Source organism: Actinomyces sp. oral taxon 171 str. F0337, assembly GCF_005696555.1.
Lineage (GTDB): Bacteria > Actinomycetota > Actinomycetes > Actinomycetales > Actinomycetaceae > Actinomyces > Actinomyces oris_E.
Genome location: NZ_CP040005.1, coordinates 838,285 through 863,618 on the forward strand (window position 1 = coordinate 838,285; position 25,334 = coordinate 863,618).

The 25,334-nt window shown below is 65.1% G+C and carries 26 protein-coding genes and 1 pseudogene; 20 read left to right on the top strand and 7 right to left on the bottom strand.

All coding sequences use genetic code 11. The features are described from left to right. Positions 1–541: 541 nt before the first annotated feature. Positions 542–811, bottom strand: coding sequence for a hypothetical protein (locus tag FBF36_RS03680; protein WP_034491030.1), 270 nt, complete (start codon positions 809–811; stop codon positions 542–544). Between the two features lie 448 nt (positions 812–1,259). On the opposite strand from FBF36_RS03680, the gene guaA reads away from it, so the two are divergent. The 3 genes from guaA to FBF36_RS03695 all read left to right on the top strand — a co-directional run bounded on the left by guaA (position 1,260) and on the right by FBF36_RS03695 (position 5,875). Continuing rightward, positions 1,260–2,846, top strand: a complete 1,587-nt coding sequence (guaA, locus tag FBF36_RS03685; protein ID WP_009393486.1) for a glutamine-hydrolyzing GMP synthase — start codon at positions 1,260–1,262, stop codon at positions 2,844–2,846. A 512-nt stretch (positions 2,847–3,358) separates the two neighbouring features. Then, a complete protein-coding gene (locus FBF36_RS03690) occupies positions 3,359–4,378 on the top strand; it encodes a DUF2510 domain-containing protein (RefSeq protein WP_225792453.1) in 1,020 nt (339 codons plus the stop codon). Positions 4,379–5,116: 738 nt separating this feature from the next. Next, a complete protein-coding gene (locus FBF36_RS03695; protein ID WP_225792454.1) occupies positions 5,117–5,875 on the top strand; it encodes a DUF4352 domain-containing protein in 759 nt (252 codons plus the stop codon). 99 nt (positions 5,876–5,974) lie between these two features. Here FBF36_RS03695 and FBF36_RS03700 read toward each other — a convergent pair whose 3' ends face one another. From FBF36_RS03700 to FBF36_RS03710, 3 genes are read right to left on the bottom strand one after another with little or no spacing between them, the layout of a single operon-like run. Further along, complete coding sequence (locus FBF36_RS03700) at positions 5,975–7,159, bottom strand: ABC transporter permease (RefSeq protein WP_225792455.1); 1,185 nt, start codon at positions 7,157–7,159, stop codon at positions 5,975–5,977. Further along, positions 7,146–8,288 (bottom strand): ABC transporter permease, encoded by a 1,143-nt coding sequence (locus tag FBF36_RS03705; RefSeq protein ID WP_009393491.1) that lies wholly within the window; start codon positions 8,286–8,288, stop codon positions 7,146–7,148. Before FBF36_RS03705 ends, FBF36_RS03700 begins: the two co-directional genes overlap by 14 nt. Before the next feature lies 1 nt (position 8,289). Then, positions 8,290–9,273 (bottom strand): ABC transporter ATP-binding protein, encoded by a 984-nt coding sequence (locus FBF36_RS03710; RefSeq protein WP_034491033.1) that lies wholly within the window; start codon positions 9,271–9,273, stop codon positions 8,290–8,292. Positions 9,274–9,467: 194 nt separating this feature from the next. Here FBF36_RS03710 and FBF36_RS03715 point away from each other — a divergent pair, with 194 nt between their 5' ends. From FBF36_RS03715 to FBF36_RS03725, 3 genes are all read left to right on the top strand, one after another. Next, positions 9,468–10,604 (top strand): sensor histidine kinase, encoded by a 1,137-nt coding sequence (locus FBF36_RS03715; RefSeq protein ID WP_138137177.1) that lies wholly within the window; start codon positions 9,468–9,470, stop codon positions 10,602–10,604. Continuing rightward, entirely contained in the window at positions 10,601–11,281 is a 681-nt protein-coding gene (locus FBF36_RS03720; protein WP_009394655.1) for a response regulator transcription factor, read from the top strand. Before FBF36_RS03715 ends, FBF36_RS03720 begins: the two co-directional genes overlap by 4 nt. A gap of 66 nt (positions 11,282–11,347) precedes the next feature. Next, positions 11,348–11,629, top strand: a complete 282-nt coding sequence (locus FBF36_RS03725) for a type II toxin-antitoxin system RelB/DinJ family antitoxin (protein ID WP_009406362.1) — start codon at positions 11,348–11,350, stop codon at positions 11,627–11,629. Positions 11,630–11,709: 80 nt separating this feature from the next. On the opposite strand, the gene FBF36_RS03735 is transcribed toward FBF36_RS03725, so the two are convergent. Further along, the gene (locus FBF36_RS03735; RefSeq protein ID WP_138137180.1) at positions 11,710–12,330 is read right to left on the bottom strand and encodes a transposase family protein; all 621 of its coding nucleotides are present in this window, start codon (positions 12,328–12,330) and stop codon (positions 11,710–11,712) included. Between the two features lie 298 nt (positions 12,331–12,628). Between FBF36_RS03735 and FBF36_RS03740 the strand changes: the two genes are divergently transcribed. From FBF36_RS03740 to FBF36_RS03755, 4 genes are all read left to right on the top strand, one after another. Further along, a complete protein-coding gene (locus tag FBF36_RS03740; RefSeq protein ID WP_087944001.1) occupies positions 12,629–13,093 on the top strand; it encodes a DUF1772 domain-containing protein in 465 nt (154 codons plus the stop codon). A gap of 264 nt (positions 13,094–13,357) precedes the next feature. Next, positions 13,358–13,630, top strand: coding sequence for a methylated-DNA--[protein]-cysteine S-methyltransferase (locus tag FBF36_RS13775; protein WP_412784065.1), 273 nt, complete (start codon positions 13,358–13,360; stop codon positions 13,628–13,630). A 130-nt stretch (positions 13,631–13,760) separates the two neighbouring features. Then, positions 13,761–14,510: a transposase family protein gene (locus FBF36_RS03750; RefSeq protein WP_192574993.1), complete on the top strand. Its 750-nt coding sequence runs from the start codon at positions 13,761–13,763 to the stop codon at positions 14,508–14,510. Positions 14,511–14,571: 61 nt separating this feature from the next. Then, positions 14,572–15,417 (top strand): hypothetical protein, encoded by an 846-nt coding sequence (locus FBF36_RS03755; protein ID WP_225792456.1) that lies wholly within the window; start codon positions 14,572–14,574, stop codon positions 15,415–15,417. Between the two features lie 14 nt (positions 15,418–15,431). On the opposite strand, the gene FBF36_RS03760 is transcribed toward FBF36_RS03755, so the two are convergent. After that, positions 15,432–16,436, bottom strand: a complete 1,005-nt coding sequence (locus FBF36_RS03760; RefSeq protein WP_009394755.1) for an alpha/beta hydrolase — start codon at positions 16,434–16,436, stop codon at positions 15,432–15,434. A 350-nt stretch (positions 16,437–16,786) separates the two neighbouring features. On the opposite strand from FBF36_RS03760, the pseudogene FBF36_RS13780 reads away from it, so the two are divergent. From FBF36_RS13780 to FBF36_RS13420, 7 genes and pseudogenes are all read left to right on the top strand, one after another. After that, positions 16,787–16,957, top strand: a pseudogene (locus FBF36_RS13780) (DUF6199 family natural product biosynthesis protein); the annotation flags it as partial. Positions 16,958–17,125: 168 nt separating this feature from the next. Then, entirely contained in the window at positions 17,126–17,830 is a 705-nt protein-coding gene (locus tag FBF36_RS03765; protein WP_225792457.1) for a hypothetical protein, read from the top strand. A gap of 50 nt (positions 17,831–17,880) precedes the next feature. Beyond that, positions 17,881–20,400 carry a glycoside hydrolase family 3 protein gene (locus FBF36_RS03770; protein WP_009394718.1) on the top strand — a complete coding sequence of 840 codons (2,520 nt, stop codon included), beginning with the start codon at positions 17,881–17,883 and terminating at the stop codon, positions 20,398–20,400. A 48-nt stretch (positions 20,401–20,448) separates the two neighbouring features. Beyond that, entirely contained in the window at positions 20,449–20,718 is a 270-nt protein-coding gene (locus FBF36_RS03775) for a type II toxin-antitoxin system prevent-host-death family antitoxin (RefSeq protein WP_034491568.1), read from the top strand. After that, positions 20,708–21,025 carry a type II toxin-antitoxin system RelE/ParE family toxin gene (locus FBF36_RS03780; protein WP_034491565.1) on the top strand — a complete coding sequence of 106 codons (318 nt, stop codon included), beginning with the start codon at positions 20,708–20,710 and terminating at the stop codon, positions 21,023–21,025. Before FBF36_RS03775 ends, FBF36_RS03780 begins: the two co-directional genes overlap by 11 nt. A 96-nt stretch (positions 21,026–21,121) precedes the next feature. Beyond that, positions 21,122–21,514 carry a carboxymuconolactone decarboxylase family protein gene (locus FBF36_RS13415; RefSeq protein WP_009394716.1) on the top strand — a complete coding sequence of 131 codons (393 nt, stop codon included), beginning with the start codon at positions 21,122–21,124 and terminating at the stop codon, positions 21,512–21,514. 103 nt (positions 21,515–21,617) lie between these two features. After that, positions 21,618–21,902, top strand: coding sequence for a carboxymuconolactone decarboxylase family protein (locus tag FBF36_RS13420; protein WP_009394715.1), 285 nt, complete (start codon positions 21,618–21,620; stop codon positions 21,900–21,902). 51 nt (positions 21,903–21,953) lie between these two features. On the opposite strand, the gene FBF36_RS03790 is transcribed toward FBF36_RS13420, so the two are convergent. After that, positions 21,954–22,361, bottom strand: coding sequence for a winged helix-turn-helix transcriptional regulator (locus tag FBF36_RS03790; protein ID WP_009394711.1), 408 nt, complete (start codon positions 22,359–22,361; stop codon positions 21,954–21,956). A gap of 114 nt (positions 22,362–22,475) precedes the next feature. Between FBF36_RS03790 and FBF36_RS03795 the strand changes: the two genes are divergently transcribed. The 3 genes from FBF36_RS03795 (at position 22,476) to FBF36_RS03805 (ending at position 25,252) form a co-directional block, all read left to right on the top strand. After that, a complete protein-coding gene (locus FBF36_RS03795; RefSeq protein ID WP_034491562.1) occupies positions 22,476–23,501 on the top strand; it encodes an NADP-dependent oxidoreductase in 1,026 nt (341 codons plus the stop codon). Beyond that, positions 23,494–24,372, top strand: a complete 879-nt coding sequence (locus tag FBF36_RS03800; RefSeq protein ID WP_009394707.1) for an alpha/beta fold hydrolase — start codon at positions 23,494–23,496, stop codon at positions 24,370–24,372. The genes FBF36_RS03795 and FBF36_RS03800 overlap by 8 nt, the downstream gene beginning before the upstream one ends. A 97-nt stretch (positions 24,373–24,469) precedes the next feature. Continuing rightward, positions 24,470–25,252 carry an alpha/beta hydrolase family protein gene (locus tag FBF36_RS03805; protein ID WP_034491559.1) on the top strand — a complete coding sequence of 261 codons (783 nt, stop codon included), beginning with the start codon at positions 24,470–24,472 and terminating at the stop codon, positions 25,250–25,252. Positions 25,253–25,334: the final 82 nt, after the last annotated feature.

Here is a 25,334-nt window from a genome sequence, read left to right on the forward strand (position 1 = left end):
GCGGTGAAGTCCCGGTCGCTGGGGCTTCACCGTGACCTCCCGTCCTCGCGCCTCCTGCCCGGGCCCTGCTGCTCTGAGTGGGAGGCGCGATGCCTGATCCGAAACCGAGGAAGAGGGTGCTTGGTGTCCAAATCGGAGACAAAGGAGCCGGTGGCTCGATCAGGCCGCTGATGAAACCGCGGAATCATGCGGTTTCCTATCGGTGGCGTGAGCTCGGAGTTCGCCTTTGTGTCCGATATGGACATCTCGGCCGCTCCTGTGCCGCTCGGGAGGGTGGTGTCTGCCTTGTGGGGAGGGGTGCACCAGTGGTGAGCGGAGTCGGTGCGAGACCTGGTTCCGTTTGCGTTGCGGGGAGGGGGATATGAGAAGAGAGGCGCCGCCTGTGCGGTTCCCCTCGGGTTGCCATGGCTGCGCGGGCTTCCTTGGCCGCGCAGCCTCGTTGTTCTGTGCCCTTGCCGGGCTGGGTCCGGGGCCTGCGTTGCTTGTGGTGCGTGGTCCGGATCTGGTGGAGCTCCGATGAGCTTGCTGGAGTCGTCTATGCTCAGCGGGCCTCGAGGAGGTTGATGCCGGTGTAGATGCCCACGCCCATGGTGATCGCGGCCAGGACGGAGGAGGCGAACATGAGGGTCGGGATGCCGGTGACGGCGCCAACGACAGCCATGACCATGACGGCGAACATGACGGCGATCATGGCGACGGCGAAGGTGAGGCGGTTGGCGTCGGTCTGCGTGCCGGTGGTCGCCTGGGTGGCGGTGGCAGCAGCGGTGGTCTCGACGGTCTGGGTGGGGCGCTCGGTGGTGGTGGCGGTCATGTGAGTGTTCCTCTCGGTGTGTGTCGAGCAGGTCCGCCTGACCATGAGTCGTGCGTCCCTGCACGACTGTGTGCAGCCCGTGGGCCGGACGAAGGTTTTTCCGTCACGTAGAACTCTAGGAACACTCCATCTGATTGTCTAGACAAAGGATCGTGACGTGTGTTGCGTCGATAGTCCGTGGATCACAGGTGGCACTGGGAGGGGTGTGGTCCGAGCGTGGAGGCGTGTGTCCAGATGTGACGTTATTGAGGGGATTCCGGGCTGCGACGGGGCTCGAGGGGTGTCGGCGTTGCGGTGGTTTTGATCCGGAGACGTGACCTGTGCTGTAGGAGTGCGACGTCAACCACTGGTCTAGTCATCCTGTGTGGTGGGCAATGCCGAGAAGTGGTGACGTCGCCGGCCGGCAGGGCGGAAGGTGGTCGGTTGCTGCCCCGGCTATTCTGTTCCGGTGACGACCAGCCAGACTTCTTCCAGCGCCGTCGGCCCCGTCCTCGTGGTGGACTTCGGCGCACAGTACGCCCAGCTCATCGCCCGCCGCGTGCGCGAGGCCGGTGTCTACTCCGAGATCGTGCCCCACTCCATGGATGTCGCCGCCATGCTGGATAAGCAGCCGTCGGCCATCATCCTCTCCGGCGGCCCCTCCTCGGTCTACGCCGACGGCGCCCCATCCGTCGACCCGGCCCTCTTCGACGCCGGAGTACCGGTCCTGGGCATCTGCTACGGATTCCAGGCCATGGCCCAGGCCCTAGGCGGAACGGTCGGCCGCACCGGAACCCGCGAGTACGGGCACACCCCCGCCCGAGTGGCGGAGGGCTCCTGCCTGTTCGACGGCACCCCGGACGACCAGGTGGTGTGGATGAGCCACGGTGACGCGGTCCAGGCCGCCCCCGAGGGCTTCACCGTCACCGCCTCCACCTCCCAGACTCCGGTGGCCGCCTTCGAGAACCCGGGCCGCCGCCTCTACGGGCTGCAGTGGCACCCCGAGGTCCTCCACTCCGAGCACGGGCAGGCCGCCCTGGTCAACTTCCTGCACAAGGAGGCAGGACTGGCGGCCACCTGGACGCCGAACAACATCATCGACGAGCAGGTGGCCCGCATCCGCGAGCAGGTGGGCGACGCCCACGTCATCTGCGGCCTGAGCGGGGGGGTGGACTCCTCCGTGGCCGCCGCCCTCGTCCACCGCGCCATCGGCGACCAGCTCACCTGCATCTTCGTCGACCACGGCCTGCTGCGCGCCGGCGAGCGCGAGCAGGTCGAGCACGACTACGCCGAGGGCATGGGCATCCGCGTCATCACGGTCGACGAGACCGAGCGCTTCCTGAGCGCCCTGGCCGGCGTCACCGAGCCGGAGGCCAAGCGCAAGATCATCGGCCGGGAGTTCATCCGCTCCTTCGAGGCCGCCCAGCGCCGGGTCATCGAGGCCGTGGGCGCTGAGGGCGGTGAGATCCGCTTCCTGGTCCAGGGGACTCTCTACCCCGACGTCGTTGAGTCCGGCGGGGGAGAGGGCGCCGCCAACATCAAGAGCCACCACAACGTGGGCGGCCTGCCCGAGGACCTCGACTTCGAGCTCATCGAGCCGCTGCGCGAGCTGTTCAAGGATGAGGTGCGCGCCATCGGCCGCGAGCTGGGCGTGCCGGAGAAGATCGTCGCCCGTCAGCCCTTCCCCGGGCCGGGGCTGGGTATCCGCGTCATCGGCGAGGTGACGGCCGAGAACCTGTGTGTGCTGCGGGCCGCCGACGCCATCGCCCGCGAAGAGCTCACCGCCGCTGGGCTCGACGACGAGATCTGGCAGTGCCCGGTGGTGCTGCTGGCCGACGTGCGCTCCGTAGGGGTGCAGGGTGATGGGCGCACCTACGGCCACCCCATTGTTCTGCGGCCGGTCAGCAGCGAGGACGCCATGACCGCGGACTGGACCCGCCTGCCTTACGACGTCCTGGCACGCATCTCCAACCGGATCACCAACTCCGTGCCGGAGGTCAACCGGGTGGTGCTCGACTGCACGAGCAAGCCTCCGGGCACCATCGAGTGGGAGTGACGGGCGAGTCGGAACGATAGCCCGCCGCCTGCTGGGCCCCGCCGGTGCAATGCGCCGGCGGGGCCTTGCTGTGCCCGTGGGTGAGTGCGATCCGGCGTGCTTCCCGGCCCTGGTCGGGGCGGGGCCGGCTGTCGGGTGGGGCAGTGGGTCGGAGCTGCGGATTGAGGACTGCGATTCCTGCCGAGGACGTACGTGTCCTCCAGATCACTGGGGTTCCCCCGCAGTGATCTGGAGGAAAAGTCAGTCCTCGTGCAGGAAGTACGTTCCCGATCCGGGAAGGCTTGGATTTGGGGTGGCGATTGCGTGACCTGTGGGGGTGGTGGAGTGCTCCTCTCGGTGGTCGGAAGAGGCTTTGCGAAATCACTGTTAGGTCAATAATGCATGCGACTTCCGTGCTTCGAAAGAGCCAAAAGTAGAGGTTAATTGAAGGGGTGGATGATTATCGAATCCCGCCTCTCCCGAGGAGTGTTGACAGTGCTACGATCACGCCCATAAAACACGTCAATGGAGGTGTGGCGGTGTCTGCCCCAGCAGGTTGGTATGACGATGGAACGGGCCAGCAACGATGGTGGGATGGCAGCGCATGGGGTGTCTATGCGCAGGATGTCTCCTCCGTCCCGGGGGACCCTGGTGCGGCGGGTTATGGGCAGGTGGCTGGGTCGGTCGGACAGCCTGTGAAGGAGCCTGGAATACTCAACGCCCTGGGGCAGGCTGTCAAGAATGCGGCGGTTGAACAAAAGAGTCTGGCGATCGGGGCGCTGACTGCCGGCGTGAGGGCGCGTCGAGAGCGTGAGAAGCGTGAGCGTGAAGAGCGTCTTCGGCAAGCCGAGTGCGCTCGGATGGCTGGAAGGCGGGTGACGAGTGGAGAGTTTGGGGCTTCGGAAGTTGAGATCTATGAGAACGGGTATGTGCGTGTAGCTGGACCCAATGAAGGTGGACGTTCTTGTTGGATGGACGAATCGACTCCTTACGAGAATCTGATCTCTATATCTTTTGAGCGCCCTGATGGTGGCAATTCTGGGGCGGTTGGTGCGGTGGCTGCGCCATCGGTTGCGACGGCCGGAACTGCAGTCAAGGTGGTGTCGATGATCGCGAAACGTCACCCTGTAGGGATGGCGGTTTCAAGTGGTATTGGCCTTGCTGCCGCAGGGGCTGGTACGGTTGCTAAAATCATGTCAGCGAAGGCTGTCCTGACTATTACCACTGACCAGAGAGTTCATGTGCTGACGAATCAGGTGAAGCATCCGAAAACGGGCATCCCCATGCCCAGAAAAGATCATGAAAGTGTTGGCGCTGTCCTGGAGCAAACAGGTAACTCGGTGCTGACCGCCCTGGGGCGTGGGCCTGTGATGTCGAACGCTCCCACTCTTCCGTCAGGTCAGGTCGAGGTTTCTCAGGGGATGAGTTCTCCTGGCCTATCTACTGAAGATGTCGCGAAACGTCTACGTGAGTTGGCTGAGCTACGTAAGGAAGGCATTCTGGATGATGCCGACTTCGCCATTGCCAAGCGTCAGCTATTGGAGAAGCTCTAGCGCTGTCGTCGTAGGCCGTCATCGACCAACGTTTAGAACCGCCTCCTTGCAGTGGGCCTGGCCTGTGGATCGAGGACTGCGATTCTCGCCGACGACGTACGTGTCCTCCAGACTGCTGGGATTTCCCCGCAGTGGTCTGGAGGAGAAATCAGTCCTCGTGCAGGAAGGGCGTTCCCGATCCGGGAAGGCTTGGATTTAGGGTGGCGATTGCGTGAGCTACGGGAATGTTGGGCGCTTTTCTGAGTGTCAGCTGGAGTCTTGAAAAATCGCCGGCAGATCGATAGTGGTCCTCGAGTCCTGAGTTTCAATGGAGTTTGACTCCGGGAGTGAATTATTGTTGACGGCTACTCAATTTTAGGGGTTGCTATATTCCTTTGGTTGGATGTATTAATTTGCAGTGGTCGATGTGCGCAGGTGTATGTCTGGCGAGTAGTGGTCATGTCGCTGGTAGTTGCGATGACATTAAGTTTCATTCGGACGGTTAGTGTTCATTTTGGAATGTAAGAATTCTGAATTCTGTGCCTCCGGGTGTGCTGTCCGGGTGTTGTTCTAGCTACGATGAGTGGCGCAGCGGGTGTCGCTGCATTCGTTTGTCTCATTTCGGCATACTGTCGAATATCAGGAGCCACAATGTCGTACCCTCCTCAGTCCGTCCCTCCCCAGCAGTACCCGCCTCAAGATCAGGTTCCTGTGCCCATTCAGCAAGCGCCTGCGCCAGTAAAGAAGGGGCGCAACACCGTGGGCATCGTTGCTCTGGTGATGGCGATCATCGGGTTCATCTTCGCCTGCGTCCCTGGCGCGCTCATCGTCGGCTGGATTCTGCTGCCAATCTCCTTCATCGTCGGTTTGGTGGGTCTCTTCCGGAAGGGGGAGGTGATCTGGCCTGCAATCACCGCGGTGATCGTCTCGGTTGTCGGAACTGTCGTCGGTGTCTTCGTCTTCCTTGTGGTTGTGAGCAACGCTGTCGATGAGGCGATGTCCTCCACGAGTGCCGTCTCTGCGGCGCCGGCTCCCGATGGGGCGTCGTCGAACTCAGAAGGATCGAGTGCTGCGGACTCCGCACAGGGAAAGACTCGGGAGAACCCCTACCCGCTCCGTACCGAGATCTCCAGCAAGGAATGGAAAGTGGTCATCAACTCGGTCACTTTCAAGGCTGACGATCAGGTTGCCGCGGCCAACCAGTTCAACGACCCTCCCGCTGAAGGGAAGGAATACGTTCTCATCAACTACACCGCCACCTACATCGGCAACGACCCAAGCGGAGACACACCTGCTTTTGTGCTGGTCGACTTCGTGACGGCGGATGGTGTCACCGTCGATGGGGCCGACTCCATCGCCGTCGCCCCGGATGCCATCGATACTCTGACCACGCTGTACAACGGGGCCAGCGTCTCAGGCAACGTTGTGCGCGCGGTGCCGTCGGCCAACGCCCAGGACGGGGTTCTTGCGGTGACCCCCGGTCTTCTCGCCGACAAGGTCTTCGTCGCGGTGAAGTGACGACCTCGGCGTCGACCGTAGGGCCAGACTTTTGGGGCCGGCCACCAGGTGGTGGCCGGCCCCAAGGTCGTGTTTGCGGGTGCTCCGCGCCCCTGCGTCCTACAGGGCCGACCGGGCCCGGGCGCGCCCCACGGCCACGGCGACGGAGAAGACCGCGACGGCGAACAGGGCGCAGATGCCGCAGTCCACCAGCAGGGGCCCAATGACGGCGGCGGACATGGAGGTCGCCTCGTACGCCCCGGAGATCGCTCGGTCCGCCCAGTAGCCGGGCGTGAGCCTCGCCGCCCGGGCGAGCGAGTCGGGCAACCACTCGATGGGCACCCACGCCCCACCCAGGAAGGACAGGGCCATGCCGCCGATGTTGGCGACCGCGTTGGCCGCGTGCTGTCCCAGACCTATCTGCCCCATGAGGAATCCGATCGAGACCGCCACGAGCGTGTAGCTGCCCACCGCCGCTGCGACCACTCCCAGAAGCGGAGCCGACGTCGCCACGCTGCCCAGGCCGAAGGCCGCCACTCCCAGCCCGAAGACCCACAGCCACCCGGCGAGCCCCACCACGAGGCATGCGCCCAGCAGCCCGAGGCTACGGACAGTACCGCTCACCGGGGTGGCCTCGAGGCGTGCGCGCACCTCCCGGCGCCCCAGCGCCGCCATCAGCGTGGAGATCGTGACGACCGCGAAGGCCATGAGCGGGTAGAACGAGAACCTGGCGTAGGTGACGAAGCTGTGGGACAGAGGCGTGGCGTCCGGGGTGATCCGTTTCGCGGGGGCGGAGTGGTTCATCGTCTCCTTGGCAAGTGCCACGGCCCGGACCGGGTCGTCCGTGGTGGTCGACAGGTAGTCGCTGACCTGCCCCACGTAGGAGTCGGCGCGCACATTCATAAGCGCGCCGGACGCCGACTCGTACCCGATGACCGTGTCCATGCGGGGCGGCTCGGTGCCCTCGCGAGCCGCCTGCTGCAGCCTCTGCCCGTAACCGGCGGGAATGATGAGGATGTAGCTGATGCGGTTCTGCGCGGTGGCGTCCTGGAGGGCCTGCCTGGAGTCCTCAAGCGGCTGAGCCTCGCCGACGGACTCGACATAGCCCTTGACCCCGCGGGAGATCGTGGAGCCGTCGCGGTCGATGACGGCCACACTCGCCGTGGCAGCCGTGACCTCATCGGAGCTGTCCTCGGACTTGGCCATCCCGGTGAACAGACCGAACAGGCTCAGCACCACCAGGTAGATGAGGATGTACAGCCGGTGAGCGGCCACAACTCTCACACATGTCTTAAAGGTGCTCATGGGTCATCCTCCTGGCGCGGATCAGGGCGATGGTCAGGAACAGGCACGTCATGCCCAGCAGGACTGCGCAGCTGCGGGCGAAGGGCGCCAGAGAGTCGTAGTACAGGAGCCCGTAGAAGCAGCGGGCCGTCTGCCACAGGGGATTGGCCTGCGCCAGCAGCGGTGCGTGCTCCTCAATAGAGCTGGCCAGGGACTGGGACGCGGGCCCGTACATGCCGGTGAACAAGGACAGCAGGGCCGGGAAGCCGGAGACTATCCCGGTCTCCAGGCGACCCAGCGTCCCCAGGGCGGCTCCCACCGCGCTCGCCATGAGGCTGCACACCCCGATCGCCACGAGGCACAGCAGCACATGGGGCCCGAAGTCCACGCCCACGACCGAGGCCATGAAGGCGAAGGCGATGAGCAGGCAGGCGAACACGCACACCCAGGAGGCCGCGAGCGTGGCCGTCAGGACCTTCCACCGGGGCAGGCCCGCCAGGGTCTGCCTGGCGCCCACCGGTGAGACGGCCATGATTCCTTTCACGGCCACCATGGCCACGGTCGTTCCCATGCCGCAGGCGAAGGCCAGCAGCGCGAAGTAGTAGTGGGTCTCCGGCTTGACGGGGGAGGGCGTCACCGAGATCGAGTGGGTGAAGGACTGGTCGGTCTCCAGCGCGGCCAGCTTCTCGGGAGCCGCCCCCGCCTTGGCTAGGGCCTCGTACTCGGCCTGCCTCTGGGTGTAGGAGTCCATGACCACTCGCAGGACCCGAGTCGTCTCGGCCTCGTTGCCCTGCTGAGTCACGTGCAGCACGGGCTCGCTGCCCTCGACGGCGAGGTACCCGTTGGTCTCTCCCCGCTTCGCGGCGGTCTCGGCCTGCGCGACCGTGGAGTGGGTGACCTTCGTGATGAGGTGATGATCGGCGTCGTCGGCGGAGATGCGCTCCACGACGGCGTCCAGCCCCGGAGCTGTCCGGTAGGCCTCGTCCTGGACGACGCCGAAGCTCATGGGGGTGGCTTCGAAGGCTTTCTCCAGGTTGGAGAACATCGCCATGAAGATGAGGGACAGGACGACGGGGATGCCGAGTGTCCACACGAGCAGGACCCGGTCTCGCAGGAGCCTGAGTACTTGATACAGGAAGACGGTCAACATCTCAGGCCGCCTCGTCTCGTAGGGCCCGCCCGGTGATTTCCAGGAAGACGTCGTTGAGGGTCGGGGGCTCGGAGGTCACCCGGCCGCAGGTCGCCCCAGCGGCATCCAGTGCCCTCATGACATCGGTGAGGTTGTGAGCCCCGGGGGAGCACTCGATGAGCACCTCACCGTCCTGGTAGGCGGCCGTGCGCACATGCTCCAGGCGGCGCAGGCCCTCCAGGGCCTCCTCGCCTAGCGGGGCGGGGTCGACGACCTCCACGCGGATGCGCTCACCGGTGCCGATCATGGCCTTGAGCTCGTCGGAGGTGCCGGAGGCCACCTGCCGGCCGCGGTCCATAATGACGATCCGGTCGCACAGCTGCTCCACCTCCTCCATGTAGTGGCTCGTGTAGATGACGGTGGCACCGCGCTCGTTGAGACGCTTGATGCCCTCGAGGATGGCGCCCCGGCTCTGCGGGTCGACGGCGACTGTGGGCTCATCGAGGAAGATGAGGTCGGGGCCATGGGCGATGCCGCAGGCGATGTTGAGGCGGCGCAGCAGGCCGCCGGAGAGCTTCTTGGGCTTGAACCTCACGAACTTCTCCAGGCCGACGAAGGCGATTGCCTCGGCCACCAGGCGGCGCCTTTCGGCACGGTCACGCACGTAGAGGGCGCAGAAGGCATTGACGTTCTCCGCCACCGTGAGCTCATCGAAGACGGCGACCTCCTGAGGCACCACGCCGATGCGGCGCTTGAGGCCGTAAGAGGTGGGCGTCATCGGTTCACCGAAGACGCGGATCGAGCCCTTGTCGTAGGTGAGCAGCTGAAGGACACAGCTGATCGTCGTCGTCTTGCCCGAGCCGTTCGGGCCGAGCAGCCCCAGGACCTGGCCGCGCGGGATCGTCAGCGACAGGCCATCGACCGCCACCAGCTCCCCATAGCGCTTGACCAGTGAGTCGACCTCCACCGCCAGGCTCGCCTCGTGGTTCTCATCCTTGATGTCCATCTCGGCTCCTTCCATTGCTGCGCCGGTGGTCCCCGGCTCATGGCATCCATGGTCGCGGGGCGTGGGGGCGGCCAGAAGTGCCTGGTGTCATGACTGCGGCCGGCCGCCCATGACTTCTGTCATGAGATGCCGCAGCGCGTCCGCCGACGGCATGCCGAGCCCGCGAGCGTGGGCCATCGACCGATAATCGGGGGATGAGGGTTCTGGTCGACAAGGGCGCACTGCTGTGCGGATGCCTCCTGCTGGCCCTGCTCGTGGGGCAGGTGAAGACGGCGACCGTGATCTGGCTGATCGCGGCCGTGACCGTCGCCGGCCTGAGCATGACCGTCGATCAGCGACGTTGGGGCATCGCCGTGCCCGCCGCCTATCTCCTCGTAGGGGCCCTCTCGACGGACTCCGTGACCGGGGCCCCGCTGGTCGTCTACGCCCTGGCCCGCCTCGGCGCGCTCGGGACCCGGAGTGAGCGAATGGTGACGGTGGCCGTCTGCATTCTTTTCGCGGCTCTCATGGCAGCCCGGGTTCAGGACATGCCCGTGCTGGCCCTGGCTCTGGCGGTCTGTGCGCTCGCGGCCCTCCTGGCGCTGCGCACCGTCCAGGAGGCGGAGGCGCGAAGGAGTCTGCACGTGGTGCGCGACGACCTGCGCGAGAAGGTCCTCACCCTGCAGGACATGAACGCCCAGCTGCTCCAGGCTCAGGACTACGAGCTGCGCGCCGCCGCCCTGGCCGAACGCACCCGCATCGCCCGCGAGATCCACGACGGCGTCGGCCACCTCCTCACCCGTCTCCTGCTGCAGGTCAAGGCCCTCCAGGTCGTCCACCGTGACGAGCCGGGTGTCGTCGCCGACCTGGCCACCCTGGACGGCGGCCTGGGCGAGGCCCTGGACTCCATGCGCCGCTCCGTCCACGCCCTGTCCGACGACGGCGAGGAGCTGGCCACCTCCCTCAACCTGCTGGGCTCGCGCTGCGGCATCGAGTCGGTGCGCGTGGACTGCTCCACCGAGGCTGAGCCACCGGCGGCGGTGGCGCGCTGCGTCGTCGCCGTCGTTCGGGAGGCCCTGACCAACGCCGCCCGCCACGGTGGGGCCCGCTCGGCCCGCGTGGCCGTCGCCGACTACCCTGCGTTCTGGCAGGTGACGGTCGACAATGACGGCATCGTTCCCGCCGAGGGTGAGCCGGCCGTGGACGGCCGCGGCGGCTCGGGCCTGGGCCTGCGCTCCATGACGGAGCGGGTCGAGGCCCTGGGCGGACGGGTGCGCATCACCCCGCGGCCACGGTTCACGGTCTTTGCCACGATCCCCAAGGACGGACAAGGGAAAGAAGGAGCATCATGAGGGTCCTCATCGTTGACGACGACGCGCTCGTCGCCCAGTCCCTGTCCACGATTCTGTCGGTTGAGGATGACGTCGAGGTCGTCGGCTTGGGCTGCTCGGGACCCGAGGCTACTGAGCGCTACCGGGAGCTGACCCCGGACATCCTCCTCATGGATATCCAGATGCCCGGCGGGGACGGGCTCAGTGCGGCCGAACAGATTCTGGCCGAGGACGGCGGGGCGCGCATCGTCTTCCTGACCACCTTCTCCGACGACGAGTACATCGTGCGGGCCCTCAAGATGGGGGCGCGCGGCTACCTCATCAAGCAGGACGTCGCCCAGGTCGCCCCGGCGCTGCGCTCCGTCATGGCCGGGGTCTGCGTCCTGGAGGGGGAGGTGCTCGAGCGCAGCACCACCATGGGGCTTAGCGGAGGCACCGCAGGGCGGGAGCAGTCCGAGGGAAGCCGGGGGCCGTCCGCCAAGGACCTGCGGAGCACCGCCTTCGCGGCCCTGACCGACCGCGAGTACGAAGTTGTCGAGGCTGTGGCCGAGGGACTGGACAACGCTGAGGCCGCGGCGCGGCTGTTCGTGAGCGAGGGCACGGTGCGCAACCACATCAGCGCGATCCTGGCCAAGCTCGGCCTGCGCAACCGCACCCAGGTCGCGGTCATGTACTACCGCTCCGCCCAGGCCGGGTGATCCTGGCGCAGCCGTACCCCAGCGTGACACGTCGTGTTACCCTCGATGGGAGACGAGGAGGAAGCGATGTCGACCGCTATGGAGAATCTCAACGTCAAGATCGATGCCGAGGACAAGCGTCTGTTCGTTGAGCTTGCTCGCCAGATGGGAACGACTCCGTCCAATGCTGTACGCATGTTCGTCCGTGCGTTCAATGACTTCAAGGGTTTCCCTTTCGACACCTCACGTCCCTATGGCATGACTGCCGAGGCACGACGGGCTTACGAGGAGGCCGATGCGGCGATCGCCGCAGGAACGGCCAAGCGTTACCGGACCGTAGCTGACCTGCGCAACGACCTGGGCCTGTGATGCTCCAGATCGTCATCTCGAACAAGTGCAAGAAGGACCTCAAGCGGGCTAAGAAGCGCGGTCTCGACCTGGAAGGTTATTCAGGGGTTGGTGTAGGCGTAGAGGGCTAGGGTGGCTGTGATAGTTTCTTTGAAGGTGTGCAGGGGGCGCCTGTAGTCGTGGGCCAGGATCTTCCAGGATTTGATGTGCGCGATGGTTCTCTCCACGACATACCGGATTTCATTTAGGGATTTGTTGGCCTGCTTCTGGGCCTTGGTGAGCTCACTGTTGGGAGGTTTCTTGTAGGGGGTGAGAACCCCGGTTCCGATGTCGCCTTTATCGGCGATGCAGCAGGAGGGGTCGATCTCCTCCAAGAGACCGGAGGTGGTGATGGCCTTGGTGTCGTGGGTGGCCCCCGGTAGCGGGTCTGAGGCCCACCGCAGGCGCCCGGCGGGGCTGACCAGCACTTGCAGGCTCAGGCCGGTGCGCTTGTGCTTGCCCGACCACAGGTCCGTCCGATCCTTCCAGCTCCAGCACGCCAGGAGCGTACCGTCGATGATGTGCACGCCCCCATGGGGGACCTCCTCGACGGTCGTCAGCACAGGCCCCAAGACCCTGGCGATGATCCGGGTGACCACCGAGATCGCCCGCGAGATCGTCGGCTGTGACACCCCCATGATCTCGGCGATCGCCTCCTGGGAGGTGTTGGTGCGCAAATACATCAACTACATCAACGTCGCCCGCACCGCGGCCAGTGGGCCAAGAACTCTTGGCGCCAAGGGGATCTCAGTGTCATCCAGCACCATTTCCACCAGGCAGCTCAACTGCGTTCTGTCCAGGCCTGTGATACCCTTACCCATGACGGCTCGTTCCTGAGAGGTTTCATGTAGCAATCTGATTCTCTCAGACCAACGAGCCGTCACCCATTCAACACACCGAACCCCTAAACCCCCACACACGCCCCTGAATAACCTTCATGGTATAATTGATCGATAAGAAGTACTAAGTTTGGAGGTTCCCATGAACTGGTTAGAATTTGTTTTTATTGTGATTACAGGTTTTACTGCATCGGCAGAATTCGGTTCGTTCGCATTCGTTCACCCCGTCGTGAAGCGCTTGCCGCCGAAACACCATATTATGGTGGAGAAGGGGCTGGTTGGTACTTTCGGTGTATTTATGCCGTTTGCGATGACAATTTGTTCGGTTATTGGCATATCCTTTGCCTTCATGACTCAGGACGAGCCAAAACATGTGCACGTTCTGGCGATATCATCAGCACTAAGTTTTGCTCTTTCGATTGCTTTCACCTTGGCGATTAATGTTCCGCGAAACTTTGCTGTTACTAAGTGGGATGTTAACGACCTGCCTAGCGACTGGAAACGACAAAGAAATCTATGGGAAATTTTTCAAGGAATTCGCGCAACGTTACTGCTTATCGGGTTTCTGCTTCTTGTAGCTGGCATTCTATCGATGCATGCAAGATAGGCAACAATGCACGATACAACGATAGTAATTGTAGACACACATGCGCACACGGGCGTATCGTACACGAGGTTTGCTTTGTACTGCGATCAGCATGGCGTGGTATATAAAACAGCTTTTAGCCGCGGGCAGCCCGCCGATTATACGATGCAAGCTGTGGGAAGCGTCGTGGCGGATCAGCAGCATCCCTACGTAGTTGCCGTGCGGGCCTATTGTGCTGGTGATTGCACTGCACTTGATGTAATTCCCCATCAGTCCCGTACTGCTATGACGCCGTTCCAACGGGCTGTCTATCAGGCTATGAGTCGTATTCCATACGGCCAGGTGCGTTCCTATAAAGAGTTAGCGGCAGCGGCTGGCTACCCTGGTGCAGCCCGCGCTGTTGGTACCGCCTGCAAAAATAACCCACTACCACTGCTGGTGCCTTGCCACCGGGTTGTGCCGGCAACGGGTGGGTTTGGTAATTACATTTACGGCACAGAGCTCAAGCAGCAGCTTTTGCGCATAGAGGGCTATTCTGGCTCGCAACTACCGCTATAAAACTAAGGAACACGGAAGGTTATTCAGGGGCGTGTGTGGGGGTTTAGGGGTTCGGTGTGTTGAATGGGTGACGGCTCGTTGGTCTGAGAGAATCAGATTGCTACATGAAACCTCTCAGGAACGAGCCGTCATGGGTAAGGGTATCACGGGCCTGGACAGAACGCAGTTGAGCTGCCTGGTGGAAATGGTGCTGGGTGATACTGAGATCTCCTTGGCGCCAAGAATTCTTGGCCCACTGGCCGCGGTGCGGGCGACGTTGATGTATTTGCGCACCAACACCTCCCAGGAGGCGATCGCCGAGATCATGGGGGTGTCACAGCCGACGATCTCGCGGGCGATCTCGGTGGTCACCCGGATCATCGCCAGGGTCTTGGGGCCTGTGCTGACGACCGTCGAGGAGGTCCCCCATGGGGGCGTGCACATCATCGACGGTACGCTCCTGGCGTGCTGGAGCTGGAAGGATCGGACGGACCTGTGGTCGGGCAAGCACAAGCGCACCGGCCTGAGCCTGCAAGTGCTGGTCAGCCCCGCCGGGCGCCTGCGGTGGGCCTCAGACCCGCTACCGGGGGCCACCCACGACACCAAGGCCATCACCACCTCCGGTCTCTTGGAGGAGATCGACCCCTCCTGCTGCATCGCCGATAAAGGCGACATCGGAACCGGGGTTCTCACCCCCTACAAGAAACCTCCCAACAGTGAGCTCACCAAGGCCCAGAAGCAGGCCAACAAATCCCTAAATGAAATCCGGTATGTCGTGGAGAGAACCATCGCGCACATCAAATCCTGGAAGATCCTGGCCCACGACTACAGGCGCCCCCTGCACACCTTCAAAGAAACTATCACAGCCACCCTAGCCCTCTACGCCTACACCAACCCCTGAATAACCTTCCTGGCAGTTCCGTGACCCCGAGGCTAATGAGCCGTCCGATAGTGCCTTCGCGGTGCAGCGGTTCTTTGCCTTTGTTAGTCTTCTGGTGATTGTGGGTGGTGCATTCTTTTTTGTGTCGGCATCGCACAGGAATGCGAGTGACCGCGCAACGGATGATGTCTCTCCTCATGTGTACCCAAACATTTATTCTTCGAGCGATGGTGAGGATAGTGATGGATATGCCGAGACGACCGTGACTTCGTCTCCGGTTGATCCTTTCCCGTCAGCTTCTTCGACTGCCGTGGGATCTGGGGAGCCGGTTGTCCTTTTCAAGCCGGTTCTCGAGGGTGCGGCCGGTGAGCAGAAATCGGACTCTTCGGTCAGCATCGGCATCGACGCCTTCTATTACTCTTGGCTGCCCGGAAACCATCCGCGTGCCTTCGCTGCGGCAAGCGTCGTCGACTCCAAGGTCGCCTTGGGGACGCTCGATCCCGCCCAAGCGACCACGGCCAGTGGTGGAGAATCGGCATTGGGCGAGGGGACTGCGATTATTGTCCGGATGACAAAGGCGGTGTGCGCCGTCACGTCGGTATCGGTCGAAGAGTATGAGCAGGGCATTCAGATCGCTGTCCATGGGGTCACCGATCCGGCCCGCTGCGGGCAGACAACCGAGGGCGCTTACGTCGCCATCCCGCTCACCGATGAGCAGGTGGCGAAGGCGCGCAGCTACGAGGCTCCCGCCTACCATCCTCTGGACGACTCCGAGCTGAAGTACGGGTGGCAGAGTTCCCCCGAAGGGGAGTACAGCCCGACCATCTTCCAGGCTCGTAGCCGTGCCAAGCTCTCCGAGGTATGGCAGTCAGAGGAGACAGACCGCCAGCTGACACCTCATGTGCTTCTGCCTCGCAGCGCTGGTTAAAGAGCGCCGGCTGGTCAGGCGAGCTCACCGGTGACCAGGCGGACGAGGTCTCGGCGCGCCCGGCGTCCCTCCGGGGTGGGGAACATCGGGTAGACGTGGTTGAGGTTCTCGCCGACGTGCAGCGTTGAGTCCACCCCGGCCTCCAGGAGCTTGGCGTGGAAGAGCGTGCTGTCCGGCAGGAAAATCTCTCGGGTCCCCACGAAGGTCGTCACCTTCTTCAGACCTGACAGGTCACCGTAGATGGGGGAGAGGTGCCAGTCGGTCAGCGGGGTGCCGCCCGCCCAGGAACGGCCGATCTCAGTGAGGGGCTCGGGCGCCATGAGCGGGTCGGCGTCGACGTAGTCGGCGATATCCGGGTTGGTGTTGGTGATGTCGACCCAGGGGGAGATGAGGGCGAGCTCATCGGGCTGGGCCTCACCCGCCTCGGCCAGGGACAGGGAGATGACTGCCGCCAGGCCCCCGCCCGCACTGTCCCCCATGAGGATGATCCGCTTACCCGGGTTCTCCGCGACCGTGCGCCGATAGAGGTCCAGCACCAACCGGTGCGCCTCGGACCAGGTGTGGTGGGGCGTCAGCGGGTAGAGCGGCATGACGACGTCGGCCCCCGTCCTGCGGGCCAGGTGATCGACCAGCCAGGCGTGCGCCGAGACCGCCGTCGAGATGTAGCCGCCGCCGTGCAGGTAGATGATGACCGCGCTCGACGGTGTCCGCGGGTAGACGTGGTAGACGGGCATGCCGGAGTTATCTCGCCGCTCCAGGTCGTAGAAGAAGCGTCCCCAGGCGGGGAAGGTGACGGAGCGCGCAGGTTCGGGGCGGCTGGCCAGGCGGGCGATCCGCTCGGTGATCGGCCTGCACGCGTTCAGCGCCTTGACCGGCCGGGTTCCGTACTCCGCCAGGCTCGCCGCGGCCGAGCGGCCATAGCGCTTGCGGGAGTAAAGGCTGAAGGCCCCCACCGTCAGGCCCACGCCGGCCACGCCGACGGCGATCCTGCTCCCGCTTAGTCTCCTGGGCGCCTTCATGAATCCTCCTCTTCGCAGGGCCTCGAACGCTGTCCGAAGAGTTCTCCGGATCCGGCGGCCGCCTCACTCATCGTAAGCGCCAGAGTCCCGCGACGGTGGGGTGAGTCCAGCTCGTTCACTCCGTGCGGAGTTGGGGTGCGGCTGGGAGGGGAGCACTGCGAGGCCGGGCGGTCCCCCTCGGGCCACCGACGGTGGTGGGCGGGCACGGCAGAACGGCGAGGGGGTGGAAACCTGACGTCCAGATGGTCGGATTGCAATATAGTGGACGTCCGGTAGCGCTGATCTGGTTAGTGCTGTTTGATTGAATGCGATCTTGAGTGAGGTGTCTTCCTGTGGGTGGAGCGCAGTTGATGCTTATCCTGTTGGCTATTGTTATGGCATTGCTGGGATTGTGGCAGATGGTCAACCCGAGAGGGAATTGGCGGGCGACGGAAGGGTGGAAATATCGTGACCCCGATGCTAATGAGCCCTCCGAGGTCTCGTATGGTTTACGGAGTCTCGGGGGTCTGTTTACCATCGTGATGGCGGCGGTTCTGGCTGGATTAGGTATGCAATCAGGCAGTCTGGGGGTGTCGAAATCGGGGAGCTCTGCTGATGATACGTATTCTGGTCCTTGCCCTCCCTATATGGTGGGTTGCTATAGCGATGATTCCTCCCCGGCTCCTCGTCCTACTGCTTCGGGGAAGACCGTGGATCCTTTCTCCTCGGCTGTGGCGAGCCCGGTCGCCGGTGGGGAGCCCGTCACTCTCTTCACCCCGGTGGTTGAAGGTGAGGTCCAGCGCGATCAGTCGGACTCCTCGAAGCAAATCGGAGTCAAGCCGGTCTACTACCCGTGGACTGCGAGTGATCAGCCCGCAGCCTTCGCCTCCGCCGCGGTCATCAACTCCAAGATCGCCTTGGCCACCCTCGATCCGGCGCAGGCGACAACCCAGGGGGCTGGAGCCGGCGTGCTGGGGGAGAGGACCTACATCGTGGTCCAGCTCAGCCAGCCCGCCTGTGCGATCACGTCGGCCAGTGCCTCCCTGTCGAATGATCAAACCTACATCTCGATCTCGGTCTACGGGCTCTCCGACCTCAGTCGCTGCGGACAGCCGACCGAGGGCGCTTACGTCGCTATCCCTCTCAGTGACGAGCTGGTCCAGGCGGCACGGAACTACCAGGCGCCTGTGTACCATCCGCTGGCGCCGACGACGTCTCCATCCGGAGCCTCCGGGCACACGTCGGACCCGACTCCTGGAAACGCCTGGTCAAGCGCGTCCAACCACGGCGACTATAAGCCGACTATTTTCCGATCCGAAAGGCGGGGAGAGTTCACCGAGATATGGAAGGACCCTGTCACCGATGCTGATATTGATCGCGATACGCTCGTCCCCTGGGTCGCTCCCGGCTCATAGTGAGCCGTATCGTGGGCATTTTGTCACGACACGTCCTGGAGTAGCTGCGTATGGACACCCATGAGACCGACCACCTCGCCGCCGTCCGCGCTCTCGCCCCCGAGTGCATGGTGCTGCTGCGCTCCGACGACGCCTTCCCCCTGACTGAGCCGGGCGAGATCGCCCTGTTCGGCTCCGGTGCGCGGCACACCATCAAGGGCGGCACCGGCAGCGGAGACGTCAACTCCCGCCACGTCACCACCATCGAGGAGGGCCTGGAGGCGGCCGGCTTCACCATCGTCACCCGGCCCTGGCTGGAGGCCTACGACCGTGTCCGAGCTCAGGCCCACCAGGACTTCATCGCCGATATCAGGGCCGAGGCCGCCAAGCGCGGCGTCCCCGCCATCATGGTCGGCATGGGCTCGGTCATGCCCGAGCCGGAGTACACGATCCCCCTCGATATCCAGGCCGACACCGACCCGCGTACAGCCGTCTACGTCCTGGCCCGAACCTCTGGGGAAGGCAGTGACCGCAGCCCCGAGGCCGGAGACCTCAGGCTCACCGACACCGAGATCCGTGACATCCTCGCCCTCAATGGGCGCTTCGAGCGGTTCCTCCTCGTGCTCAACGTGGGCGGCGTCGTCGACCTCAGCCCGCTGGGCGACGTTGCCAACATCCTCCTGCTCTCCCAGCTCGGCGCGACCGTCGGCGACGCCTTCACCGACGTTCTTCTGGGGCGGGCCTACCCCTCCGGAAAGCTCACCACCACCTGGGCCGCCTGGGACGAGGACGACCAGATCGGCGACTTCGGCGACCCGGACGACACCCACTACCGCGAGGGCATCTACGTCGGCTACCGCCTCTATGACTCAGTCGGCAAGGAACCGCTCGTCCCCTTCGGATTCGGCCTGGGCTACACGACCTTCGACGTCGAAACCCGCCAGGTGAGCCTTGACGGCGCCCGCGTGAGCATCGATGTCGACGTCACCAACACCGGCGATTACCCGGGCAAGGAGACCGTCCAGGTCTACGCCAGTGTGCCGGCCGGACACCTCGACCAGCCCCTCCAGGCGCTGGCCGGCTTCACCAAGACCGGTGAGATTGCCCCCGGCGCCACGGCACGGATCACCGTCGACGTCGACCTGACCGACCTGGCCTCTTATGACGAGGCCACCCGTGCCACGATCCTGGAGGCCGGCCACTACCTGCTGCGGGTGGGAACCTCCAGCCGGCACCTGAGCCCCGTCGCCGTCGTCGAGCTCGCCCAGGACGCAACCGTGCGATGCCTGGCCGGAGACCTGGGGCAACCCGGCTTCACGGACTGGAAGCCCGAGGTCCCGGCGGTCCTCGACATCCCGACTGGCCTGCCGGTGCTCGACGTCGACCCGGCCCACCTGCGCCGGTCGGACGTCGCCAAGCCCACTGAGCAGGCCGCGCCGGAGGACTTCAGCCAGGCCCTCACCCAGGCCCGGGGGCTCTCCGACGACGAGCTCATCCATACCGTTCTGGGGGACTACCGCAGCGGCGAGGAGTCCGGCTCCATCGTCGGGGCGTCCTCTACCACCGTCATCGGTGCGGCGGGCCAGACCACCACCCGGATCCCCGGACTGCCCAGCATCATCATGGCTGACGGCCCCGCTGGCCTGCGCCTGGCCCCCACCTACGGCGTCGACGCCGAGGGCCCCTTCTCCCTGAGAGACTCCAGCCTGCCCGCCACCTTCCTCGAGCTCATGGACGATGCCGGACGCGAGGCCCTCGGCATCGCCGACGAGCCCGAACCCCGCGAACCCGCCGAGATCCGCGAGCAGTACACCACCGCCATCCCCATCGGCACCGCGCTCGCCCAGTCCTGGAACCCGGCACTCGCCGAGAGTCTCGGCGACGTCGTCGGAGCCGAGATGGAGCGCTTCGGCATCCACCTCTGGCTCGCCCCCGCCTTCAACCTGCACCGCAGCGTCTTGTGCGGACGCAACTTCGAGTACCTCTCCGAGGACCCGCTGCTGGCCGGACGCATCGCCGCCGGCATCACCCGCGGCGTCCAGGCCCGCCCGGGGCGGGGCGTGACCATCAAGCATCTGGCCTGCAACAACCAGGAGACCAACCGCCTCAACTCCAACAGCCGGGTCAGCCCCCGAGCCCTGCGCGACCTCTACCTGCGCGCCTTCGAGATCTGCGTACGCCAGGCCCGGCCCGCCGCCGTCATGACCTCCTACAACCTCATCAACGGCGTCCACACATCCGAGTCGGCCCAGCTGCTCGAGGTGATCCTGCGCCAGGAGTGGGCCTTCGACGGCCTGGTCATGACCGACTGGGTCGTCGACGGCATGACCCGCAGCGACATGAAGCACCCGCGTGCCACCGCAGCCGCCACCATCAAGGCCGGCAACGAGCTCTTCATGCCCGGAGGCGAGACGGACCGGGAGGACCTCCTGGCAGCCCTGGAGCGGGGGAGCGAAGGCGGAGGTGGCGAGTCAGACTGCGATGCCGAGCCGGTCGACGGCGCTGTCGGCCTGACGCGCGCCGAGCTCGAGAAGCAGGCCGCCCGCGTCATCCACGCGGCTCGGAGGATAGCCACGATCTCGACATCCTGATGCTCGTGCTGTAGAATTAATCGAAGGATTTAGCAGCAGGAGGATGTTATGCCGACGATCAAGCCAGTATCAGATCTGAGGAGCTACACCGACGTTCTCAAGGATGTTGCGGAGGACTCGCCTGTTTTCCTCACCAAGAATGGTCATGGGAGGTACGTCCTTCTCGATATGAAGGACTATGACCGCATTAAGGCGGGTCGTCGTCTCCTCCGAGAGGTCGAGGCGGGCCGGATTTCTGGTGAGGAGCAAGGGTGGGTTAGTGCTGCAGACGTGCGTGCGCACTTCGTCGCACGGCGGGATTCCGCCCATGAGTGCTGAGATCGTCTACTCCACTGATGCTCTCATTGATCTTGATGAGGCCTGGGATTTCACGGTTGAGATCTCCGGTGACCCGGACTTAGCGTTTCAGCAGGTGGATGCCCTGCTTGAGGCGGTCGAAGGGGCTCGTAGCTACCCGTTGGCCGGGAGTAGGTTGGATGTTGTTGTTGGCACGCCAACTGACAGTCGCTATGTTGTGGCTGGTCGTCTGCTGGCTGTTTACAGCATTGAAGAGCACTTCATTCGGGTGGATCGGATCTTCGATGCTCGGCAGGATTGGGTCTCTGTGCTCGTCCGGCGTGGCTGAGATCCCGTGTTCTGGGAGGACTGCTGTGGCCTGTCGCTGGGGCAGCGAACGTGACATGCTCGGCTGAGCCGCCCGCACTGCACAAGGAGTCCCTCCATGGCGCTGACACCTCAAGCACGTGAGACCTTCACCAGGCTGTTCGGGGTGGAGCCCCAACCCCACCCCACGGACCCCGAGCTGTTCGACATCCTCCAGAACGGGATCTTCGACGAGGCCTTCTCCACCGGAGTCCTCACCGACGTCGAGCGCGAGCTGCTCACCATCACCGCCCTGACCTCCATGCAGACCCTCCCGCAGCTGAGGGCTCACGTGGGCGCCGCCCTCAACATCGGCACCAGCCCGCTCCAGCTGCGCGAGACCATCTACCAGTGCGCCCCCCTACATCGGCTTCCCCAAGACCCTCAACGCCATCGACATCGCCAACGGGGTCTTCGAGGCCAACGACATCTCCCTGCCCCTGGAGAACGCCGGCGCCGTCGACGCCACTGACCCCCGTGCCCGAGAGCAGGCCGGCGCCGCCATCCAGGCACCGCTGTACGGCAACGAGGTCAAGGAGGTCTTCTCCGCCCTGCCCGAGCCCTTCGATGAGTTCGTGCCCCACCTGCTGACCTCCTCCGCCTTCGGCGACTTCGCCACCCGCGGCGGGCTCGACGTCGCCCAGCGCGAGCTCATCAGCCTCGTGGCCATCGCCGCCATCGGCGCCACCACCCAGCTGCGCCCGCACGTGGCCGGGGCGATCCGGGCCGGCTCCTCCCCCCAGGAGGTGGCCGCCGCCCTGGTTCAGGTCATGCCCTACATCGGCGGCCCCTACGCCCTGTCCGGCCTGGTCCTCGTGGCCCGCTACGACGAGAGTGCCTCCGCAGAGGCCTACCGCTGAGAAGAAGGTCCATGTGGGCCGGCATCCTCCGCGGTTGTTGTGGGGTGAGTGTTAATCAGCGAGATGAGTCTCGCGTAGGGCGGCGATGCGCTTGGCGAGGTCGTCGGGATCTGCGCTGAGCTTGGGGGCGTTGCGAGAGGTTGACGGGTCGATGCGTGCGCCGAGTCGGCCGAGCTCGATCAGCAGTGGCACCGTCGCCAAGCCTTGCTCGGTCAACGAGTACCTCCCCTGCTTGCCCCGGGCGACCTCGCTCTTGGTGAGGAAGCCCGCCTCAACCAGGTCGGTCAGTCGGCGGGACAGCACCGGGGCGCTGATGCCCTCCTCGCTGCCGGTGAGCAGCTCGCGGAAGGAGCGTCGGTCATGCAGGACGATGTCTCGCAGAATTAGCAGACTCCACCTGTCGCCGAGCATCTCGAGGCTGCGGTTGATAGGGCAGGCGGAGCGAGGCCGGGGGATCATCGTGCGCCCTTCTTCGTGGTAGTTGCATTCTGTTACTGGATAGCATATCGTCCATCTCAAGTGGTAACACAATGTAACTAGATGTCTGGTGCTGCGGCACAGGAAGGACACCACGTGAAGGCCTTCGTCCTGGAGAAGTACGGTCGCCCCCTGAGAGCCGTCGACATACCCGTTGCCGAGCCTGGACCACGCCAGGTCCTGGTGCGGATGATCGCCTCCGGCGTCAACCACGCCGATGAGCGCACCCGCACCGGTGAGTTCAAGGCCGTCTTCCGGCTCGACCTGCCCAAGGTGATGGGAGGGGAGCTGAGCGGAGAGGTGGTCGCCGTCGGCTCTCAGGTCACAGAGCTCGCCGTTGGCGATCAGGTCTACGGCTACACCGGCGTGGTGGCCATGGGAACCTGGGCCGAGTTCGTCGTGGTCGACGCCGATGCCCTCGCTCCCGCGCCCCGCAGCATCTCAATGGCTCAGGCGGCCTCCCTGCCGGTCGTCGCCCTGACCGCGTGGCAGTCGCTGGTGACGATCGGCCGCCTCCAGCCGGGCCAGACGGTCCTGGTTCACGGCGGCGCAGGCGGAGTGGGGTCGGCCGTCATCCAGCTCGCCAAGCACCTGGGCGCCACCGTCGCCACCACGGCCTCGGCCTCCAGTGCCGACACCGTCCGGCAGCTCGGAGCGGACATCATCATCGACTACCGCAGTGAGGACTTCGTCCAACGCCTGGCAGAGACCCCGGTGGACATCGTCGTCGACACCCAGGGCGGCGAGATCACCTCACGGTCCTTCCAGGTCCTGCGTCCCGGCGGGATCGTGGTGGGTATCGCCGGTGCCCCCGACCCGTCACTGGCCGATCAGGCCGGCGCCGGGCCGCTGGTCAAGGTCGCGCTGTCCGCCCTCAGCCTCAAGGTGCGCCGCCAGGCCCGCAAGCTCGGCGTGCGCTACCGGTTCCTGTTCATCGAACCCGACGGAGAGGCCCTGCGCACCATTGCCGGACTCGTGGACGACGGCGTCATCCAGCCCGTCGTCGACCGGATCCTGCCCTTCGAGCAGACCCTCGCCGCGCTCGACCAGCTGCTGGCCGGCGGAACCCGCGGCAAGGTCCTCATCACTACCAACGAGCAGGAGGTCACCACTCATGCCTGAGGCAGACACCACCACCATGCTCGCAGGGCCCGTCACCCGGTGGACCTCCGCTCCCACTCGGCACCTGCGGGTGAGGGGAGAGTCCTTCGCGTACCGGGACCTCGGGATCGACGGCGGCACACCCATTGTCCTTCTCGCCCATCTCGGAGCCACTCTCGACGAGTGGGACCCCCGCGTCGTCGATGCGCTCGCCGAGGGCCGCCGCGTCATTGCGGTCGACCTGCCAGGCATCGGCTCCTCCACCGGGAGCGTCCCACGAACCATTAAAGGGATGGCCGGTGCTGCACGGGCCTTCATCTCCGAACTCGGTCTGACCCGGATCGACCTCATGGGCTTCTCCCTGGGAGGGTTCGTGGCCCAGCAGGTCGCCCTCGACGCCCCGAACCTGGTCCGACGGCTCGTCCTGGCCGGAACCGGTCCCGCAGGAGGTAAGGGGATCGACCGGCCAACCGGAGCCGCCTACGTCTACCTCGACATACTGCGCGGAGTGCTCGCCCGCACCGACGCTAAAGAGTTCCTCTTCTTCCCGCGCACGTGCGATGGCAAGGCCGCGGCGCGCGACTACCTCGCCCGGATTCACGAACGAGTCATGGATCGTGATTCCCCGATCAGCTTGAAAGCCTTTCGCACTCAGATCGCCGCCATCAAGGCCTGGGGGCGCCAGTGGCCACAGGACCTGTCCAGGATCGCGGCCCCCACGCTGATCGCCAATGGGGATCACGATCGTATGGTCCCGACCCCGTTGTCTCAGGACATGCACCGGAGAATCCCCGGCAGCACCCTGGTCATCTACCCCGGGGCGGGACACGGCGGGGTCTTCCAGTACTACCGGGAGTTCATCCCCACGCTGCTGGGCCATCTCGACTCGTGAGGTCAGGGAACCCGATTCGGCAGTGAGGCCCGGCGGCCCGTCTACGATGGCCGCCGGGCCGGTTCTCGTTGCCGGCCCCGCACAGCAAGGAGAACACGTGACGACGACGCAGCCCTACCTCTCACGGCAGGTCACCCTCACCGTCCAGGGGCAGAGGGTCGGGGGACTGGCCTACGTCCCGCACGCGGCGTCGTCGGCACCCGGACCCCTGGTCATCTGCTGCCACGGCATGGAGGGCTCCCACACCCGCGTCGCCCCCATGGCCAGGCGCTTCGCCGCGGCCGGGGCCGTGGCCGTCTGCTTCGACTTCCGCGGAGGCGGCGGCAGCGCCAGCCAGGGCGAGACCACCGCGATGTCGGCCCTCACTGAGCTGGCCGACCTCGAAGCCGTCCTCACCGCCGCCTGCGCCTGGCCGGAGGTCGACGCCTCCCGGGTCGCCCTGTTCGGGCTGAGCCTGGGCGGAGCGGTCGCGGCGCTCGCGGCCGCCCGCCACTCGCAACGGATCACGGCTTTGGCCCTGTGGTACCCGGCCCTGCGGCTGGGGGAGAGCCTGCGCGCCGCCTTCCGCACGCTGGCGGCCGTGCCCGAGGAGTTCGACTGGGCGGGCACCCGCCTGGGGCGCGCCTACGCCGTCGACGGCTGGAACCTGGAGGTCGGGGCCGAGCTGGCCACCTACCGCCGCCCCGTTCTCATCGTCCACGGGGACCAGGACCGCGCCGTGCCCATCGAGGTCTCCCGGGCCGCCGTGAGCGCCACGCCTGACGCCGAGCTCGTCACCATCCACGGCGCCGCCCACGGCTTCGGCGACGCCAACTGGGAGGAGGCCATGCGCCGCACCATCGGCTTCCTGGCCTGGAACGGGGTCCTCGAGGAGGACTGAGCTCCGCAGCGGACAGCGGCAACGGGCGGCGCAGCCCGTTTTCTGACAACGGTGGCTCCCGAGCGACCGACATCGCAGAATT